The organism is Patescibacteria group bacterium (assembly GCA_004297215.1).
In the GTDB taxonomy this organism is placed as follows: domain Bacteria; phylum Patescibacteriota; class Patescibacteriia; order UBA9934; family GWF2-40-263; genus 2-01-FULL-63-20.
Window position 1 is genome coordinate 791,957 of sequence record SCUM01000001.1, and the last position, 16,172, is coordinate 808,128.

A 16,172-nucleotide genomic window follows, 5' to 3' on the forward strand; every position below is an offset into this window, starting at 1 on the left:
CATGACGCGTCAAAGGAGGACAACCGCGCTCGCCGCCGCCCTGCTCATCGCCGGGACGGGGTTCGCGCTGTCGGCCCGGGCGCTCGACGTCACCATCTCGGCGATCGTGGCCGGCGACGTGACGGGCACGGTGCAATGGGCCATGCCGCAAGGGAGGGTGGGAGCGGCCGAGACGAATGACGACACGGACTTCTATCTCACCATCCGTACCTCAAGCGACCTTGACGACGTGATCTTGCAGACGATTCCCGCCTCGAGCCTGCTCACTACGGCCGTGGACGGCACGTACGCGACCGCGACGAATCTGGTCGTGACCCCCGGCACGTACGACATCGGGTTCAAGGGAAGCCAGCACCTCACCCGCGTGCTCGACGACGTCACGCTCACGTCCGGCAACAACGTGTTCAACTTCACCCAGACGGATAACTCGGCGCCGAAGGGGAGCCAGGTGCTGCTCGCCGGCGACGTGAACGGGGCCGGGACGAGTCCGGCCACCCTCGGCGACGACGTGGTGAACGCCGTGGACATCTCGACCTTGCTCGCCGTGCTCGACGACGACGACCTCACGGGCAACGCGCTGCGCCCCAACCTGAACCAGGACGTGGTGGTGAACAGCGTGGACTTGAGCCTGATGATTTCCAACCTCGACGAGGAAGGGGAGAATTGATATGGCATTTTTCTTCCGTCATTGCGAGCGCAACGAAGCGACCTCCCGTCGCGAGAAGTTTGTCATTGCGAGGAGGCATCAGCCGACGAAGCAATCTCCCGTCGCGACGGGGGGATTGCTTCGTCGCCCTGAACGGAACGCCGGGGCTCCTCGCAAAGACAGGTTTTTCTTGTTCGTCGCGACCGCTTTCTTGCTCGTTGCCCTCCCGGCCGTCGCGGCGGCTCCGAGCGGCGCGGACACGTTCCAGCTGCTCGCCTCTCCCTTCACGGGCGCTGACAACACGGGCGACGGGGGCACGGGCGCGGCGGCGGACCTCAACTACTTCTACGTGGGCCAGACGTTCACCACCACGATGGAGATCGTGAGCGGCGGGACCGACGCGGCCAACATCTGGATCGACCACGACACGACGAACGTCACCCCGTCGAGCCTTACGGACGGCAGCTACTTCACCTCCTACGCCGGGCAGAACACTGCGGGCGGCCAGGTGCGGCTCACCGGGTTCCGCACCAGCGGGACGAGCAGCGGCACCGGCACGTTCGGCACCGTGGACTGGACCATGGTGGCACCAACGGCCGCCGCGTACGGGACAGGGACTCCCGAGACGCTCGACATCGACGTGGGGGTAATCGGGGACAGCACCGAGTCCAACATTTCCTTGGGCGGCCTCGACATCCTCGACGACGAGGAGGACTTCCAGTTCCACGTGTGGGCCGACACGGAAAAGCCGTACGCGCTCAATCCGTCTCCGACCGACGCCGCGACAGGCGTGGCCGTCACGGTGAATTACCTGTTCGACCTGCGTGATTCGAAGAACGGCGAGGGCGACAACTCGGGGGTCGGCACCGGCGTGTCCACCGCCACCCCGCCCGGCGTCATCACACAGGACGACGGAGGCGGGCCTTCGAGCCTCACGGCGTTCGACAGCTATTCCTGTTCCGGCACCTGGGGGACTAACCTGTGCAACGTCACCGTGAACCCGACGAGCCCGAGCGGCATCCCGGGCGACACGCGCAACTGGGAGTACGACACGAGCTACGACATCGACATCTCCGGGTTCGAGGACCTCGCCTCGGCCTCCCAGGATCAGCTGGGGGACGCCAACGGCCCCAACGCGATGGATCCGAAGACGTACACCTTCACCACCGAAGCGGACACGGTGCCGCCGCAGGTCGTTTCCGAGACGCCGGCGCGTACCTCGTCGGGCAACAGCGTGTCCACGAACATCACCGTGGTCGTCCATGACAAGAAGACGTATCCGGGGACCGTGTCCGGCACGGGCGTGGATTCGTCCACCTGCAAGTTCAACGTCTCCTCGCCGAGCTTCACCCTCACCACCTTCCAGGAAGGGGACGCGGAAGTGACCGTCACCCCGGTGGACTACGGGTTCGAGTACGAGATCGATCCAGCGACGAGTTTCGCCCAGGACGAGACGGTCACGGTGAGCGCGTTCGATTGCGAAGATTTGGCGACGAACGTGATGGTGACCGACACCTGGACGTTCACGACCGCCGACTCGGACCCGCCGTTCGTTTCCGGGACCGTGCCTGGCGACGACGACGAGATTGCCGACGACGCCGTTTTGGTGCTGCACGTGGAGGACAACGGCTCCGGCGTGGACCTGGGAAGCGTGGTGATCTTCGTGGACGGGATTTTCTACACTGACGGGGGCGGGGCCGGGAGCGTCACCACCACCGGCACGGACATCAGCTTCGGGAGCTCGCTTGATCTGAACGGCGGCAACTACGTGGGCGACACCACGGGCGTGTCCGGCTCTCCCGCCGATTACACCTTCACGATCGACCCGGCCGCGGATTTCTCCGCCGGCGAGGCGGTGCCGATCATCGTCTACGCGTCCGACGCGGATGGAAACCTGATGCCGCAGGAGGTGTACGCCGCGGTCGTCGAGACGCCGGGAGGAGGAGGCGGCGGAGGCAGCGGAGGCGGCGGGCCCATCATCCTTCCCGGGCGGACCATCGACGACGTGCGCGCGACGGCGATCGACGAGGATTCCGTGCTCGTCGCCTGGCGTTCCAGCCAGGACGCCACCGCCCGCGTCGCCTACGGCGACCAGTCGCCCTTGTACCTCGGCAGCGAACCGAATTACGGGTATGCGTCCTCGACCGAGTCCGACGGCCTGTTCCGCACGTATCACTCGGTGGTGATCGACGGGCTTACGAGCGGCATCCTCTATCGGTTCCTTCCCATGAATCGCGACCGTTCCGGCGCGGCGTTCGTGGGCCCAGAAGTACGCCTCGCCACCAGGCCGCCGGTCGTGTTCGAGGCCTGCCCGGACGCAGCGTCCGCGCCGGAATGCCCGCCGGCCCCGGCGCTGTCTTGTCCTGTCGTCCCAGCCCTACCCCCTCCTCCCCCCTCCCCCCTCCCTCCTTCCAGCATCATCTACGTCCCCGTGCCAGCGCCCGTCACCCGCCCCGTCGCGGTCCCGTCCGCCCCGAGCGGCATCACCGTGCTTGCGCCTCCCGCGCGTCTCGAACTCATCGAGCGCATCCTGGGCGGCTATGCGCTCGGCGGCACGGCCCGGCCTGGATCCGTGGTCACGATCATCATTCGTTAGGATATGCCCGAACAAGAATGGGTCACCCAGGTCACGGCAGATGAGAGCGGGGAATGGTCCGCGCAGGTCGTTTCGGACGTGCCCTCGGGCATGCACACGATCACGGTCCTCGGCGAGGACGGCACCCGCTCCGACTCGCTCCTGTACGTGGACCGGGAAACGACCGAGGGCGAGGGCCGGCTCCTGTCCGGCGGGCTGTTCGTTTCCCGCACCGACGCGGTGGTGCCGCCCGCCTTCGCGCTGTCCATGTTCGTGTTCCTCACCGTCATCGTGCTGCTCGCGATCAACGGCGTGCGCCTCGGGCGCAAGACCGATAAGGCGGAGCGGCGTACGAGGGAAACGGCCCGACATCATCACGGTCGCAACGCCATGGTCGTATGCGTGATCGGCGTGGCCGCGTCGTTCTTCGTGGGCGTGCTCGTGAACCAGAGCGTGGGGGTGTTCGACCGGTTCTTTCCGGCGCCCGTCGCGCGAACGGTGCGCCTGTCGCTTTCCGGGGCAGTGATCGATCCCATCACCTCGAGGCCGGTCGCGGGCGTGGACGTCGCCGCGGGGGACACGGCCGTGCGCACCGACGACGCCGGCCGCTTCGCCTTCTCTGACGTCGACGCCGAGCAGGGCATGCGCCTCACGCATCCCGCGCTCGCGCGCGCCCTGCGCGTGCGTTTTCCCAAGAGCATCGTCGAGGCCGACCGCTCGCGCGTGAGCGCCTTCCCGGTGTACGTCCCGTTCGACGCGGCCATGTACAACGCGCTCATCTACGCCGTGGACGCCGATGCCAGGGCGGGCCGCGGCATCTGGAGCCCGGGCGACCTGGGGGACCAGGAACTCGACCTCGTCGAGGTCACCGCGGACGCCGCCAAAGCAACGGTGGACGCGATCGTCGGCAACGACGGGAACAGCGCGACGTACCGATTGAGGAAGGAAGGGGACGGATGGAACGTCGTTCCCTAGGCCGGGTCCCTTGACCCGGCCCTGCCTTGACCCTTGACCCGGCCCTGCCTTGACCCGGCAGACGGGATTGATTAAGATGCCCGCGATCATTATTCATCTGTCCATGGCCGAAAAACGGCCGCTCGGTTCCCCCCGGGCCAGACCCATATGAAGTTTTACGAATTCCTCTACATCCTCCCGAGCAAGTACGCCGAGAACGAGATCGACCCCGTCGTGAAGGCCGTGACCGAGATGACACAGAAGGCTGGCGCAGAGGTCGTGAAGACCACGGTGCTCGGCCGCCTCAAGCTGGCGTATGCGATCGAAGGGTCCCGGTACGGCACGTACGTGCTCACCTATTTCAACGCCGAGCCTGCCGCCTTGCAGGCGCTCGATCGCGCCTTGTCCCTTTCCGACGAAGTGCTGCGCCACACCATCCTTTCGGCCAAGGCCGGGGATGAGTCGAAGAAGGTCGAGCTCTCCGCCTACGTCGCGCCTCTCTCCGAGGAGGCCCGCGAGGAGCGCGCTCCCGACCGCCGCCCTGCGCCGCCGCGCGCCGCCGCCCCGGTCTCCGCCGTCGCAGCCGCGGTGAAGCCCGCCGAGCCCGCCATGTCCATCGAAGAACTCGACAAGAAGCTCGACGAGATCCTAGATTCGGATATTTCAAAAGGAGTTTAACATGCTACGAACCAACGAACGGCTACGAAACTACTAAAATACCTTTTGTTCGTAGTTTCGTAGCCCGTTCGAAGGTTCGTAACACCACCTATGTACTCTCTCAACCGCGCCACCATCCTCGGCAACGTCACGCGCGACCCGGAGCTGCGTCAGACCGGCTCGGGCCAGAGCGTGTGTTCCTTCTCCGTGGCCACCAACCGCAACTGGACCGACGCCGCGGGCGCCAAGCAGGAGGCGGTCGAGTTCCATAACTGCGTGGCCTGGGCCAAGCTCGCCGAGATCTGCGGCTCCTACCTCGCCAAAGGCCGCAAGGTGTACGTCGACGGGCGCCTCCAGACCCGCGAGTGGGACGGCCAGGACGGCCAGAAGCGCCGCACCACCGAGATCGTCGTCGAGAACATGATCATCCTCGATCGGGCCGGCACGGTCGCCGGGACCCCGGCAGCCGGCTCCGCCGCGCCTGCTGCGAACCGATTCTCCGCCCCGCCGTCTCCGCCTGTCCCCCGAAGCTTCAGCGAAGGGGGGAAGGCCAAGGACGACCCGGCCCCGAACCCGGACGACGAGATCAAGGTGGAGGATATTCCTTTTTAAAGTGCGTAGGTGGTAGTACGTAGTGCGTAGGATTTATTTTCTACGCACTACTGACTACGCACTACGTACTCCTTCATAAAACTATGCGCAACACCTCCAACAACCCCATGCAGAAGCAGCGACATTGCCACTTCTGTGCCAACAAGATCGACGAAGTGGACTACAAGGATGTCACCCTCATCCGCCGCTTCCTGTCTTCCTTCGCGAAGATCGTGGCGCGCAAGCGTTCCGGCGTGTGCATGAAGCACCAGCGCCAGCTCGCGAACGCCGTGAAGCGCGCCCGCATCATGGCGCTCGTCCCGTTCGTGCAGCGTTGAGAGAAGCATGCGCCGCGTCCAGGACATCGCTTCTGAACGACAACGATTGAACGACCTCATCCGGTCGTTCTTTCGGTCTAGGGGCTATGCCGAAGTGGAAACGCCCACGCTGGTCGCGAGCCCAGACCTCGCGCCGAACTTTACCTATTTCGAGACGACGCTCGTCGCCCCGGGAGAGAAGCCGCGGCAGGGGGCGCTCATCACGAGCCCCGAGTTTTCCATGAAGAAGCTGCTCGGGCAGGGAATGGAAAAGATCTTCACGCTCGCTCGCGTCTTCCGCAACGACGAGGACCTGGGCGGCACCCCTTCGACAGGCTCAGGGCAGGTGCACAACCCGGAGTTCACCATGCTTGAGTGGTACAAGCAGGGCGCGGACTATCACGAGATGATGGATGAGACGGAAGCGTTGGTGCGCGAGGCTTGCGCGGCGTTCTCAAAGCCAGCTACCTCCCCCTTGGAAAGGGGGGAGCCTGCCTGCCGGCAGGCAGGCATGAGGGGGTCTGCGGGCGCCTTCAGGCGCCTACGCGTCCGCGACCTGTTGCTCGACACCGCCGGCGTGGATCTCGACACGGCCTCCGCTGCCGACCTCGCCGAGGCCTGCGACCGGCTCGGCCTGCACCGCGACGCGGCAGACACCGAGAGCGACCTGTTCTACCGCCTGTTCCTCGCGAAAGCGGAACCGTCGATCGGCACGGTCCCCACGTTCGTCTACGACTATCCGCTCTGCCAGGCGGCGCTTGCGGCAAAGACGGCGGACGGGAAATACGCGCAGCGCGTCGAGCTCTATGTCGACGGGGTCGAACTCGCGAACGGCTTCACGGAACTCACGGACGCGACCGAACAACGCGCCCGATTCGAGGCGGAACGCGCCGAGCGCGTCGCGTCCGGGAAGAGCGCGTTCCCCGTTGACGAGGAACTGCTCGCGCTGCTACCATCCGTCCGTTCTCCGACGTACGGCAACGCGCTCGGCATCGACCGGCTGCACATGCTGTGCATCGGCACCAAGGAAATCGGGGATGTCCTGCTGTTCCCGGCAAGTAAATTATTTAAGGCATGAAGGCCTCAGGCGTTAAGGCTTCAGGATTTCCTGCGGCCTTGTCCGCCTAAGGCCTTGTCCGCCTCCCCTATGTCCCCCAACGACATCAAGAAAGGCACCGTCATCCGTTTCAACGGCGACTTGTGGATCGTGATGGACTTCCAGCGCGTCTCCCCCGGCAAAGGGAGCTCGTTCGTGCGCACGAAGATGAAGAACCTCAAGACCGGCAAGGCGGTCGAGAACAACTTCAAGTCCGCCGAGAACCTGGAGTTCGAGGACGTGCAGTACAAGAAGATGCAGTACCTGTTCACCGATGGGAACCTGTACACCTTCATGGACAACCAGACCTACGAGCAGGTCACCCTGTCCGCCTCCGACATCGGGGATGACGTGAAGTACCTCAAGGAAGGGATCGAGGTCACCATCCTCACCTACAACGACCTTCCGCTCACCATCCAGCTCCCCAAGAAGATCGAGTTCACCGTGAAGGACACCGAACCGGCCGTGAAGGGCGACACCGCCTCCGGCAACGTCACCAAGGAAGCGTTCATGGACAACGGCCTCATGGTGAAGGTGCCCATCTTCGTCAGCGAAGGCGACGTGATCATCGTGAACACCGAGGACGGCAGCTACGCCGAGCGCGTCGCCAAGTGATTCGGCTCTAGGCCGAATCATCCTGAAGCCCATCAGGGCTGAAGGATCTCGTGAAAGAAAAAACCGGCCCGTGAGGGTCGGTTTCGCGTCAGAGGGCATCGTCGATGACCGCGAGCAGGCGGCGGATCGAGGCCGGCGATACGTCGAGCGGGATGCGGATGAAGTTGCCGGGACAGGAGAGATGCGGGGCTCCATTGATGATGACACCGTCGTGTCCCAAAAGGGCCATCTCCAGGTTTTCCCGTTCTCCCGTGTGGAGCACGCCGAAGTTGGTTCGGGACGAGCGCCAATCGAGATCCTTCTTGCCAACGGCCCACGCCGCGATCGCGCGGTCGTTCGACTGGATCCGTTCGAGGAGTCTGGCGGGAGTCTTCTTGTCTTCGAGCAGGTGTTGGATCTTCCGAAGCGAACTGATGCCAGGCGTATGCGTGAACAGATGCAGGTCGAGCGGAAAGCATGGCATGACGACATATCCTACACGGTCCACGACTGCCCCGTGCGTCTTCGAGAACGACCGTACGACGGCCACGGTCTTGCCCGCTCCGGCCTGTCCGAGCCACCTCACCCCCAAGCGCTTCTCGGCGATGAGCGTCTGGTCAATGATGCAAAGCTGGTCCGCGTCGAGGGAAGCGAATAATCGTTTCAGGTCTCGGGATGGATAGATCGTCCCGAGCGGGTTGTTCGGCAGCGACAGGTAAAGCGCCTGCGGTTTACATTCCCCAACGAACCGCAGGAAGTCATCAAGCGAGTTCGCGGCGGACTGCGGAGGTCGGATGGTCCTGTGGCCGTGCAGAGCCGCTATCACGTGGATGTCGTAGTATTCGTACGGCATCGCGGCGATCATGGAGCCTTTCGGCAGTGCTCCGAACAGGAGGTCGATCGCACCGGTGGCCCCGCAGGTCACGGTAATCTGGTCGGCCCGGCACCCTTCGTGCCGCGCAATGGCCCTCCGACTTGCCTTCAGGCGTTCCATATACGGGCCGTACCCGTCGCCAAAACGGAGATCGACAGTCTTCATGCGTCCTCCCGTTACTTGGATTGCATTGGATTGTGAAAGAAGGACGCACCGTAACGGAAAAAGCGCATTCTGTCAATCTCCTATGGGTGGCACAGAAACGAACAAAGATTCATCCACTTCCGTTCATTGACAGAAGGACGAAATCATGATTGAATGGCAACAGCTGGATGAGGCAACGTGCTCAATCTCCCGGTGTCACGAATAAGACCCACGACCTTCAAAAAGTCGACGGGTCTTATTCGTTTTTTGGCCCCGGGCCGTGTGAGTGAGGAGGGCCTATGGAGGCGACACCTCAGTGTCGTCCTGAGGAGTCTCAACGACCAAGGATCTCGAGGTCCTTCGCTCTGCTCAGGATGACACTGACGTGTCGGTTCGACTCCCGCGAGGTCCACCAACCTTCGCTCTGCGGAGTTTCGGTTGGCGTAGCCGCGGCCCGGGACCAAGAAAACCGACCTCTGAGGGTCGGTTTTCGCTTCTGGCCAACACCGGGCGTTGGAGTTAGAACGCATCGTTGAAGACGCGCGCAAGCGCCTCGATCTCCTGCCGCGTTTCGGTGCCGGCACTGATGCGCAAGAACGGCGGAGTCCCTTCCACGGCGTGGAGAGCGGTGAGATAGACGCGCGTCACGTCGAAGCCGAAGCTGGTGCCGGCCGTGAGGTCGAGTCCTTCTTGCTTGGCTCCGGCGATGGCGCGGGAGAGGAACCGGCGGGCGAGCTTCACGGTCGATCCCAGGTCGCGGAACGTGACCGTAAGGTTTCCGCCGCAAAATGGCAGGCCGTTCGTCCAAGCGCGTCCTGGGTAGGAGGGGAGTCCTGGGTAGACGACGGTCCGCGCGGAAGATGGCGCGTCCTCGAGCGCTCGGGCGAGGATGAGCGCGTTTCGTTCGATGCGGGCGAGCCGCTTGAGGAGTCGCGGTCGGTCAGGTCGGGGGAGCGCATGGACAGACGCGTCGGGGAGCACGGTGCCGCCGTGCATGCGGGCCGACCACAATCTCCTCGTGCTGCCGATCGGTCCCCACACGATGCCGCCCGTGACCCGGTCGAACCCGTGCTCGTGGTACTTGTTCAGGCTCTCTAGGACGAGCAGTTTCGCGTGCCCGAGCACGGGAAACACCCTGAGCGGTTGGCATGCGGGGCCCAGCGCGCTGTTGTCGAGCACGAGACAGGCGTCTTTGGGCAGGGCGCGGCAGAGCCCGGGTACGAGCGTTTTGAGGTCTGGGAGCGGCAGGTCTGGCGCGTTGCACAGCGTGTCGAGAAACACGGCATGCGGCTGGATCGCCTTGGCGCGCGCGACGACTCCGACGGCATCCATCTCGTCCGCTTCCACGATGCGGCCAGGGAACAGCCCCTTAAGCAGCGTGCGGTTCTCGAAATAGGATCGCCGCCCAACGAGGATCGGGCCGCACGCGAGCGTGCCGCGCATCATGAGCGCCATCACCACGGTGGAAAGCGCCGCCATCCCGCTTACGGTGGCATACGCGGTTACGGGGACGAGCGCCGAGCCGTCCACGTAGGCCTTCACGAACGCGCGCTCGTACGCGGCGGCGTCCATGTGGTGGTCGCGCTTGTAATCGTTGACCGTGCCGCGGATGCGTCCCTCCTGCAGTCCTGCCTGTGAGCGCCGCGCGTGCATGAACGACGGCGACTGCCAGTCGGGCGCGGCTCGCGCGCCGGCGAACCGGCCATAGAGCGAGCGAAGGCGGTCGTGCGCGGTCGCCTTGAGTTCGCGCAGGCGCGGGATGTCGTCTTGCGTCCACCGCGGACGGCCCGCAAGCGCCGGCTCGAGTTCGCTCGACAGGAGTCCGCATGCCTGGGCAAGCGCCGCGCCCTCCATGCGCCCATCGAACTCCTTGAGACGGTCCCTCAGGTCCGACATGAGCGAGAAACGCTCCTCGAGGTCGGCCTGGAGGTCATTGAGCGTCTCGTCCGCCTGTGCTTCCCCGCGCGTGGTCATGCCATGTTAGGATGGGCTCGTTATGGGTTCGCCGTTCCGTCTTGTCCGCGTCGACCTCGGGGCCGCCAAGGCGCGCATTCCCGTTTCCGAGTTCGGTTCGGGCACGGGAAAACGTTTCCTGGTGACCGCCGGCATGGACGGGGACGAATACGCCGGCATCGAAGCCGCCTATGCCCTGGCCCAACGCCTGGACACGGAGGAAATCCAAGGTCGCGTCACGGTGATCCCTATCGTAAACGTTCCTGGGTTCGAAAGCGAGACGAGCGCGAATCCCCTGGACGGACGGCTCCCGAAAGCGTTTTTTCCAGGAAAGGCGACAGGGACGCCGACGGAGCGACTCGTTGACTGGTTGGCCCGGACCTATGCGCTTCAGGCCGACGCGTGGCTGGATCTGCACGACGGGGCGTTCGCCGAACGGCTGCGTCCGTTCGTGTGGACCTGGGAGACGGGAGCGGCCGCGGCCGACGCGTTCACGGCCGCATGCCTTGCCAAGCTCCCTTGCGAACGGTTTGTCCGCGAGAAGGCCGCGCGCGGCTCCAAGCCGTCCCGCCTTGCCGAGGTCGGGTGCGCGTATGTCCTGTCCGAATCCGGGGAGCGGGGGAGGCGCGATCCCGAGGCGATCGCACGGCACCTCTGCGTCGCGGAGGGGATCATGGCGATCCTGGGCCTGTCGCGCACCCCGACCCCCGATCCCCGACCCCTGACGCCAAGGACCTTCAGGCGCCTGTCCTATCTTTCGGCTCCCGCGGACGGCCTCTGGCGTCCGGTCCCCCTGTCAGGGACCCTGAGAAAGGGAGACCTGCTTGGCCATGCCGTCTCCGTCGACGGAAAGGCCCGCCCGCTGCGCTCTCCGGCGACCGGCGTCCCGCTGTGGTGGAAGGAAACGATGCGCATGCGTAAGGGAGAGGTGTTGTGCGCGATCGGCGTTGAGTAGCAAAGCCGGCCCCTGCGGGCCGGCTTTGGTCCGTGTCTCATTCCGCCGTCGGCGGCGGAGGGACGTCCTCGTCCTTGCTCCCCTCGAGCACGCCGTCCTTCACCCGCTTCTCGATTTCCTTTCGGATCGCCTTCATCACCTTGGGATGCTCGCGCAGGTACGCCTTGGCGTTTTCGCGGCCGAGGCCCAGCTTCTCCTCGCCGAAGGCGTAGCTGTTGCCGCTTTTCTGCACCGCGCCGCAAGGGACGCCCAGGTCGAGCAGGTCGCCGGCGATGGAGATCCCTTCGTTGTACATGATGTCGAACTCGCAGGTGCGGAACGGGGGAGCCACCTTGTTCTTCACGATCTTCACCTTGGTGCGGTTGCCGATGATCTTCTCCGCCTGCTTGATCTGCGCGCTGCGGCGGATCTCGACGCGCACGGAGGCGTAGAACTTGAGCGCGTTGCCGCCGGTGGTGGTCTCCGGGTTGCCGAACATCACCCCGATCTTCATGCGGATCTGGTTGATGAAGATCACGGTGGTCTTGGACTTGCTGATGATGCCGGCGAGCTTGCGCAAGGCCTGGCTCATGAGCCGGGCCTGGAGGCCCATGTGGGAGTCGCCCATGTCACCCTCGATTTCCGCCTTCGGGGTGAGCGCGGCCACGGAGTCGATCACGATCACGTCCACGGCGTTGCTTCGCACCAAGGTCTCCACGATCTCGAGCGCCTGCTCGCCGTTGTCCGGCTGGGAGATGAACAGGTCGTCGATGTTCACGCCGATCTTCTGCGCGTACTCCGGGTCGAGCGCGTGTTCGGCGTCCACGTAGGCCGCGAGCCCGCCGATCTTCTGCACCTCGGCGACGATGTGCTGGGCGAGCGTGGTCTTGCCCGAGGACTCCGGCCCGTAGATCTCGATGATGCGCCCGCGCGGCACGCCGCCGACTCCCAGGGCGAGGTCGAGCGAGAGGCAGCCGGTGGAGACGGCCTCCACCTCCATCGTCTTCGCCTCCCCCAGCCGCATGATCGATCCTTCGCCGAACTTCTGCTTGATCTGGCTCACGGCCTCCATCGCGGCCTTGGACCGGGCATCGGCGGAGACGTCTTCGGTGATGTGTTTGGCCATAAGGGGGAGGGGGTAGGGGGTAGGTGGTAGTGGGTAGGGAACGGCTAGTAGCCTAGCAGACGGGTAGGGGCGCGCAAGCGGAAAAAAGGACCAAGGCCGAAAGGCTTTGAAAGGACCAAAGACGACGTGAAAGGATTAAAGGATGTAAAAATAAAGGCTTTTAAAGCCTTCGTCTTTTTCCTTTTAATCTTTCACGTCTCCGTTGGTCCTTGGCCCTTAGATCCTCGGTTCTTCTCGTACGGCATCTGCCGTCTTTTCGCCTTCTTGGTCCAGGATCACGCGGCGGTAGAGCGAAGCGGTCTTGGAATACCGCTTGGCCCCCTCTACGGTTATGACGTTCAGCCCGCGCTCGAGCATCACGTCGGTCGCGAACGTCCCGTCGTCTTGCAGGAGCATGTGCACCCCGTTCACCAGCACCTTGGCGTCCGGATCGGCCTCGCCCGAAACGCGCACGCTCGCCTCATCGGTGGTGAATCCGTCCGAGGGCGAGGAGAGGGCGATGTCCGGGGCCGACACGATCCGGCGGACTTCGAGGCCGAGGTAGCCGCATAAGGCGAGCGCCACCGCCGCGAACCCTGCCGCCTTGAGGAGACGGCTTCCCACGAAGAGCTGCCTCGCGCTGGTGCGGCCGATGGGAAGCCGGGTGGCGCCGAGGAAATCGCAGGTGCCGCGTTCGGCATCGAAGCGGTGCAGGAAGTATTCCGGGTCGCCGCCGAGCGCTTTGGCGTACACCTTGAGGTATTGGCGGGCGTAGAGCGGGGCAGGGAGCTTGTCGTGGGCGTCTTTCTCGATCGCGTCAAGGACCGTCTTCGGGATCTTGGTCTTCGCGGCGAGTTCGGACAGCGTCCAGCCAACCGCCTTGCGCATCGCGTGCAAGGTGGCCCCAACGGTCCCGTTCTCATTGAGTTTTCGGATGACGAAACTCATGCCCCGATCGGCTACTCCTTCTTATTCTGCTCCTCTTCCCCCTCTTCTACAACCGTTGTGCCGTCCCCGTCTTCCTCCCCTCCGTCTTCATCGCTTTCCTCTTCGGAAGGTTCCTCCGCGTCCGCCTTCTCAAGCTCCGTCTCGACCTCCCCGCCCGGGGGCCATTCGTCGATCAGGATTTCCCGCGGCTTGGCCCCTTCGCCCGCGCCGATCACCCCGCGTTCTTCCATGAGGTCCATGATGCGGGCCGCCCGGCCGTAGCCCACCTTGAGCCGGCGTTGCAGCAGGGAGGTGGACGCCTTTCCGGATTGCAGGACCACCGCGACCGCGTCGTCGAGCAGCGGGTCGTCGTCGCCCTCGCCGTCGAAGGCGCTTCCTCCGCCCGGGGCGGGCTTCGTGATCGCCATGTTGTAATCCGGGACCCCCTGTTTCTTGAGGAACGCCACCACCCTGGCGCACTCGTCTTCGGACACGTACGCCCCCTGCAGGCGCCTGGGCTTGGACAGTTCGGCGCAGGTGAACAGCATGTCGCCGCGCCCGAGCAGCTTCTCGGCCCCGGAGGCGTCGAGGATGGTGCGCGAGTCCATCTGGGAGGCCACGGCGAAGGCCACGCGCGCCGGGACGTTGGCCTTGATGAGCCCGGTGATCACGTCCACGCTCGGCCGCTGGGTGGCGAGCAGGAGGTGGATGCCCACGGCGCGCGCCATCTGGGCGATGCGCACCACGAGCGCTTCCACCTCGCGGCCGCTGGTCTGCATGAGGTCGGCCAGCTCGTCGATGATCACCACGACCTTGGGCATCTTCTCCTCCGTCCTGGCGTTGAAGGAAGCGATGTCGCGCGCGCCGAACTTCGCGAGCACGTCGAGGCGGCGGTCCATCTCGCGCACGGTCCACTTGAGCGCGTTCACGGTGTCCTCGCCCTTGGTGATGGGCGGGACCAGCAGGTGCGGGATCCCTTCGTAGATCCCCATCTCGACGCGCTTGGGGTCCACGAGGATGAGCTTGAGGTCGTCCGGCCCGTTCTCGTACAAGAGCGAGATGATGAAGGTGTTGAGCGCGACCGACTTGCCCGAGCCCGTGGCGCCGGCCACCAGCATGTGCGGCATCTTGTCGAGCGCGACCACCGAGACGTTGCCGGACACGTCCTTCCCGAGCGGGAGCGCGAGGTTGGAGGCGCGGGCCTGGAACGGGCGGCTTTCCAGGAGTTCCCGCAGCGAGACCGTGGCCACGGTCTGGTTGGGCACCTCGATGCCCACCAGCGCCTTGCCCGGGATGGGCGCTTCGATGCGGATCGGGTGGGCGGCGAGCGCGAGCGCCAGGTCGTTCGTGAGCCCGACGATGCGCGCGAGCTTCACCCCCTGGGCCGGCCGGAGCGTGAACTGGGTGACCGTGGGGCCCACGCTCGTCTCGCCCATCTCCACGTCGATGCCGAATTGGACGAACGTCTTTTGGATGATCTCGATCTTCCGTTCGATGTCGCCCGCATCCGCCTTGCCCGCGCGTTTCTCGAGCAGGTCGAGCGGGATGATCACTTCGCGGCGTTCCTTGATGAGGAGGGCCTTCTCGCCCGGCGGCATCGTGACGGGTTTTGCCGGCTTCTTCTCGGACCCCTCCTCGTCTTCCTCGTCGAGCTCCTCTTCCTGCTCCTCAAGCTCCTCCTGCTCCCCAAGCCCCTCCTCGATCTCCACGTCCCGCGGCGCGAGCGTCTCCCGATGGAGCCGAGCGCCAAACCATCCCAGGAGATGCTCATGCGCCCCCGCGAGCCGTCGCAGCGAGGTGTTGAACGCGAGCAGGACGGCGATCACGAGCAGGGAAGAGGACACGATGAGGCTCCCCCAGTATCCGATGGCGGCCGGGAGCGCGAGGCCGAGGAACTGTCCCAGCCATCCGCCGGCCGCGGACAGGTCGGCGGTGAACGGTTCCGGCCGGTTCACCAGGATGAGGTTGAGCAGCGTGTTGAAGGAAAGGAAAAAACACAAGAGCCCCAGGTAGTTCCATCCGGAGAAGGTCCCGCGTTCCGGAAAGATCAGGGTCGCCCCGATGATGATGAGGATGACCGGCACAAGGAACCGGTCCCAGCCGAACAGGGCGGAGAGCCCTCCGTCCACCCAGCCGCCGAGGGAGCCGGCGATATGGAAAAACGACAGGAACATGAGCGCGGAGGCGGCGAACAGCCCCACGGCTACGATGCCACGCCTCGTGTCGGGGTCGAGCTCGAAACGGCCTTCCTCCTCCTCTTGCTGCCGGCGCTTACGTCTTCTGGCCATAGATGGCGGCATTTTACCAAACCATGCCCATCTTGACGATTTCGATTTTTTCTGCTAAAGTCCCACGTTCACAATCCAAGGTCGTCCCTCATGGGTCTGGAGAGAGCCGTGAGGGGAGAGAAGCCCCGTTTTTGCTGGTGATTTGTAGTAAATCCTCTCCGGCAAGAACGGGTTTTTTCATCCAGGAATACCCAAGTCCTTTCCAAGAACCCATCGTCGGAGGACGAAGACATGAAACTCCCGTTGTCCGTAGCTTGTATACGGAGAACGGGCGTGGATGGCGCCTCGATGCGGCAACGGCTCCGGCTGTTTCCGCACCGGCTGGTTCCCATCTGCCGAACATGCCGGCTGCGGCCGGCCACTGGGCGGACTCTTCGGCCTCCGACGATGGGTTTTTCATTCCTCGACACCCGTTCGTCCCAGGAGTATGATTGCGACCGATTTCCCGACCCTTGTCCCTTCCGGCGCGCCGGGGCCATGGGCTGGGAAATAACGGAAACGGTACCGTGAAAGCCCA

The 16,172-nt window shown here is 64.6% G+C and carries 14 protein-coding genes; 9 read left to right on the top strand and 5 right to left on the bottom strand.

The genetic code is table 11. From position 1 onward, the window contains the following. Nucleotide 1: 1 nt before the first annotated feature. From EPO34_03915 to efp, 8 genes are all read left to right on the top strand, one after another. Nucleotides 2–667, top strand: a complete 666-nt coding sequence (locus EPO34_03915; GenBank protein TAK04261.1) for a hypothetical protein — start codon at nucleotides 2–4, stop codon at nucleotides 665–667. A gap of 1 nt (nucleotide 668) precedes the next feature. Beyond that, the gene (locus EPO34_03920) at nucleotides 669–3,242 is read left to right on the top strand and encodes a hypothetical protein (GenBank protein ID TAK04262.1); all 2,574 of its coding nucleotides are present in this window, start codon (nucleotides 669–671) and stop codon (nucleotides 3,240–3,242) included. A gap of 3 nt (nucleotides 3,243–3,245) precedes the next feature. Further along, entirely contained in the window at nucleotides 3,246–4,196 is a 951-nt protein-coding gene (locus EPO34_03925) for a hypothetical protein (GenBank protein ID TAK04263.1), read from the top strand. A gap of 147 nt (nucleotides 4,197–4,343) precedes the next feature. Next, the gene (gene rpsF, locus EPO34_03930; protein ID TAK04264.1) at nucleotides 4,344–4,853 is read left to right on the top strand and encodes a 30S ribosomal protein S6; all 510 of its coding nucleotides are present in this window, start codon (nucleotides 4,344–4,346) and stop codon (nucleotides 4,851–4,853) included. A 90-nt stretch (nucleotides 4,854–4,943) separates the two neighbouring features. After that, complete coding sequence (locus EPO34_03935; GenBank protein ID TAK04265.1) at nucleotides 4,944–5,444, top strand: single-stranded DNA-binding protein; 501 nt, start codon at nucleotides 4,944–4,946, stop codon at nucleotides 5,442–5,444. A 107-nt stretch (nucleotides 5,445–5,551) separates the two neighbouring features. Next, nucleotides 5,552–5,761: a 30S ribosomal protein S18 gene (gene rpsR, locus EPO34_03940; GenBank protein TAK04317.1), complete on the top strand. Its 210-nt coding sequence runs from the start codon at nucleotides 5,552–5,554 to the stop codon at nucleotides 5,759–5,761. A 7-nt stretch (nucleotides 5,762–5,768) separates the two neighbouring features. Beyond that, nucleotides 5,769–6,818 (top strand): EF-P lysine aminoacylase GenX, encoded by a 1,050-nt coding sequence (gene genX, locus EPO34_03945; protein TAK04266.1) that lies wholly within the window; start codon nucleotides 5,769–5,771, stop codon nucleotides 6,816–6,818. A 69-nt stretch (nucleotides 6,819–6,887) separates the two neighbouring features. After that, on the top strand, nucleotides 6,888–7,451 hold the full coding sequence (efp, locus tag EPO34_03950) for an elongation factor P (protein ID TAK04267.1): 564 nt from the start codon (nucleotides 6,888–6,890) through the stop codon (nucleotides 7,449–7,451). An 88-nt stretch (nucleotides 7,452–7,539) separates the two neighbouring features. Here efp and EPO34_03955 read toward each other — a convergent pair whose 3' ends face one another. Together EPO34_03955 and EPO34_03960 are read right to left on the bottom strand one after the other, a co-directional pair. Further along, the gene (locus EPO34_03955; GenBank protein TAK04268.1) at nucleotides 7,540–8,469 is read right to left on the bottom strand and encodes an aminotransferase class I/II-fold pyridoxal phosphate-dependent enzyme; all 930 of its coding nucleotides are present in this window, start codon (nucleotides 8,467–8,469) and stop codon (nucleotides 7,540–7,542) included. Nucleotides 8,470–8,967: 498 nt separating this feature from the next. Further along, nucleotides 8,968–10,422: a hypothetical protein gene (locus tag EPO34_03960; GenBank protein ID TAK04269.1), complete on the bottom strand. Its 1,455-nt coding sequence runs from the start codon at nucleotides 10,420–10,422 to the stop codon at nucleotides 8,968–8,970. Nucleotides 10,423–10,444: 22 nt separating this feature from the next. Here EPO34_03960 and EPO34_03965 point away from each other — a divergent pair, with 22 nt between their 5' ends. Further along, on the top strand, nucleotides 10,445–11,356 hold the full coding sequence (locus tag EPO34_03965; GenBank protein ID TAK04270.1) for a hypothetical protein: 912 nt from the start codon (nucleotides 10,445–10,447) through the stop codon (nucleotides 11,354–11,356). Nucleotides 11,357–11,393: 37 nt separating this feature from the next. Here EPO34_03965 and recA read toward each other — a convergent pair whose 3' ends face one another. The 3 genes from recA to EPO34_03980 all read right to left on the bottom strand — a co-directional run bounded on the left by recA (nucleotide 11,394) and on the right by EPO34_03980 (nucleotide 15,667). Further along, nucleotides 11,394–12,461, bottom strand: coding sequence for a recombinase RecA (gene recA, locus EPO34_03970; GenBank protein TAK04271.1), 1,068 nt, complete (start codon nucleotides 12,459–12,461; stop codon nucleotides 11,394–11,396). 216 nt (nucleotides 12,462–12,677) lie between these two features. Then, a complete protein-coding gene (locus EPO34_03975) occupies nucleotides 12,678–13,388 on the bottom strand; it encodes a helix-turn-helix domain-containing protein (protein TAK04272.1) in 711 nt (236 codons plus the stop codon). An 11-nt stretch (nucleotides 13,389–13,399) separates the two neighbouring features. Next, entirely contained in the window at nucleotides 13,400–15,667 is a 2,268-nt protein-coding gene (locus EPO34_03980; GenBank protein TAK04273.1) for a DNA translocase FtsK, read from the bottom strand. Nucleotides 15,668–16,172 lie beyond the last annotated feature (505 nt).

Coding starts and splice junctions, on each gene's coding strand:
- EPO34_03915 (TAK04261.1), top strand. CDS start 2: ATGACGCGTCAAAGGAGGACAACCGCGCTCGCCGCCGCCCTGCTCATC.
- EPO34_03920 (TAK04262.1), top strand. CDS start 669: ATGGCATTTTTCTTCCGTCATTGCGAGCGCAACGAAGCGACCTCCCGT.
- EPO34_03925 (TAK04263.1), top strand. CDS start 3,246: ATGCCCGAACAAGAATGGGTCACCCAGGTCACGGCAGATGAGAGCGGG.
- rpsF (TAK04264.1), top strand. CDS start 4,344: ATGAAGTTTTACGAATTCCTCTACATCCTCCCGAGCAAGTACGCCGAG.
- EPO34_03935 (TAK04265.1), top strand. CDS start 4,944: ATGTACTCTCTCAACCGCGCCACCATCCTCGGCAACGTCACGCGCGAC.
- rpsR (TAK04317.1), top strand. CDS start 5,552: ATGCAGAAGCAGCGACATTGCCACTTCTGTGCCAACAAGATCGACGAA.
- genX (TAK04266.1), top strand. CDS start 5,769: ATGCGCCGCGTCCAGGACATCGCTTCTGAACGACAACGATTGAACGAC.
- efp (TAK04267.1), top strand. CDS start 6,888: ATGTCCCCCAACGACATCAAGAAAGGCACCGTCATCCGTTTCAACGGC.
- EPO34_03955 (TAK04268.1), bottom strand. CDS start 8,469: ATGAAGACTGTCGATCTCCGTTTTGGCGACGGGTACGGCCCGTATATG.
- EPO34_03960 (TAK04269.1), bottom strand. CDS start 10,422: ATGACCACGCGCGGGGAAGCACAGGCGGACGAGACGCTCAATGACCTC.
- EPO34_03965 (TAK04270.1), top strand. CDS start 10,445: ATGGGTTCGCCGTTCCGTCTTGTCCGCGTCGACCTCGGGGCCGCCAAG.
- recA (TAK04271.1), bottom strand. CDS start 12,461: ATGGCCAAACACATCACCGAAGACGTCTCCGCCGATGCCCGGTCCAAG.
- EPO34_03975 (TAK04272.1), bottom strand. CDS start 13,388: ATGAGTTTCGTCATCCGAAAACTCAATGAGAACGGGACCGTTGGGGCC.
- EPO34_03980 (TAK04273.1), bottom strand. CDS start 15,667: ATGCCGCCATCTATGGCCAGAAGACGTAAGCGCCGGCAGCAAGAGGAG.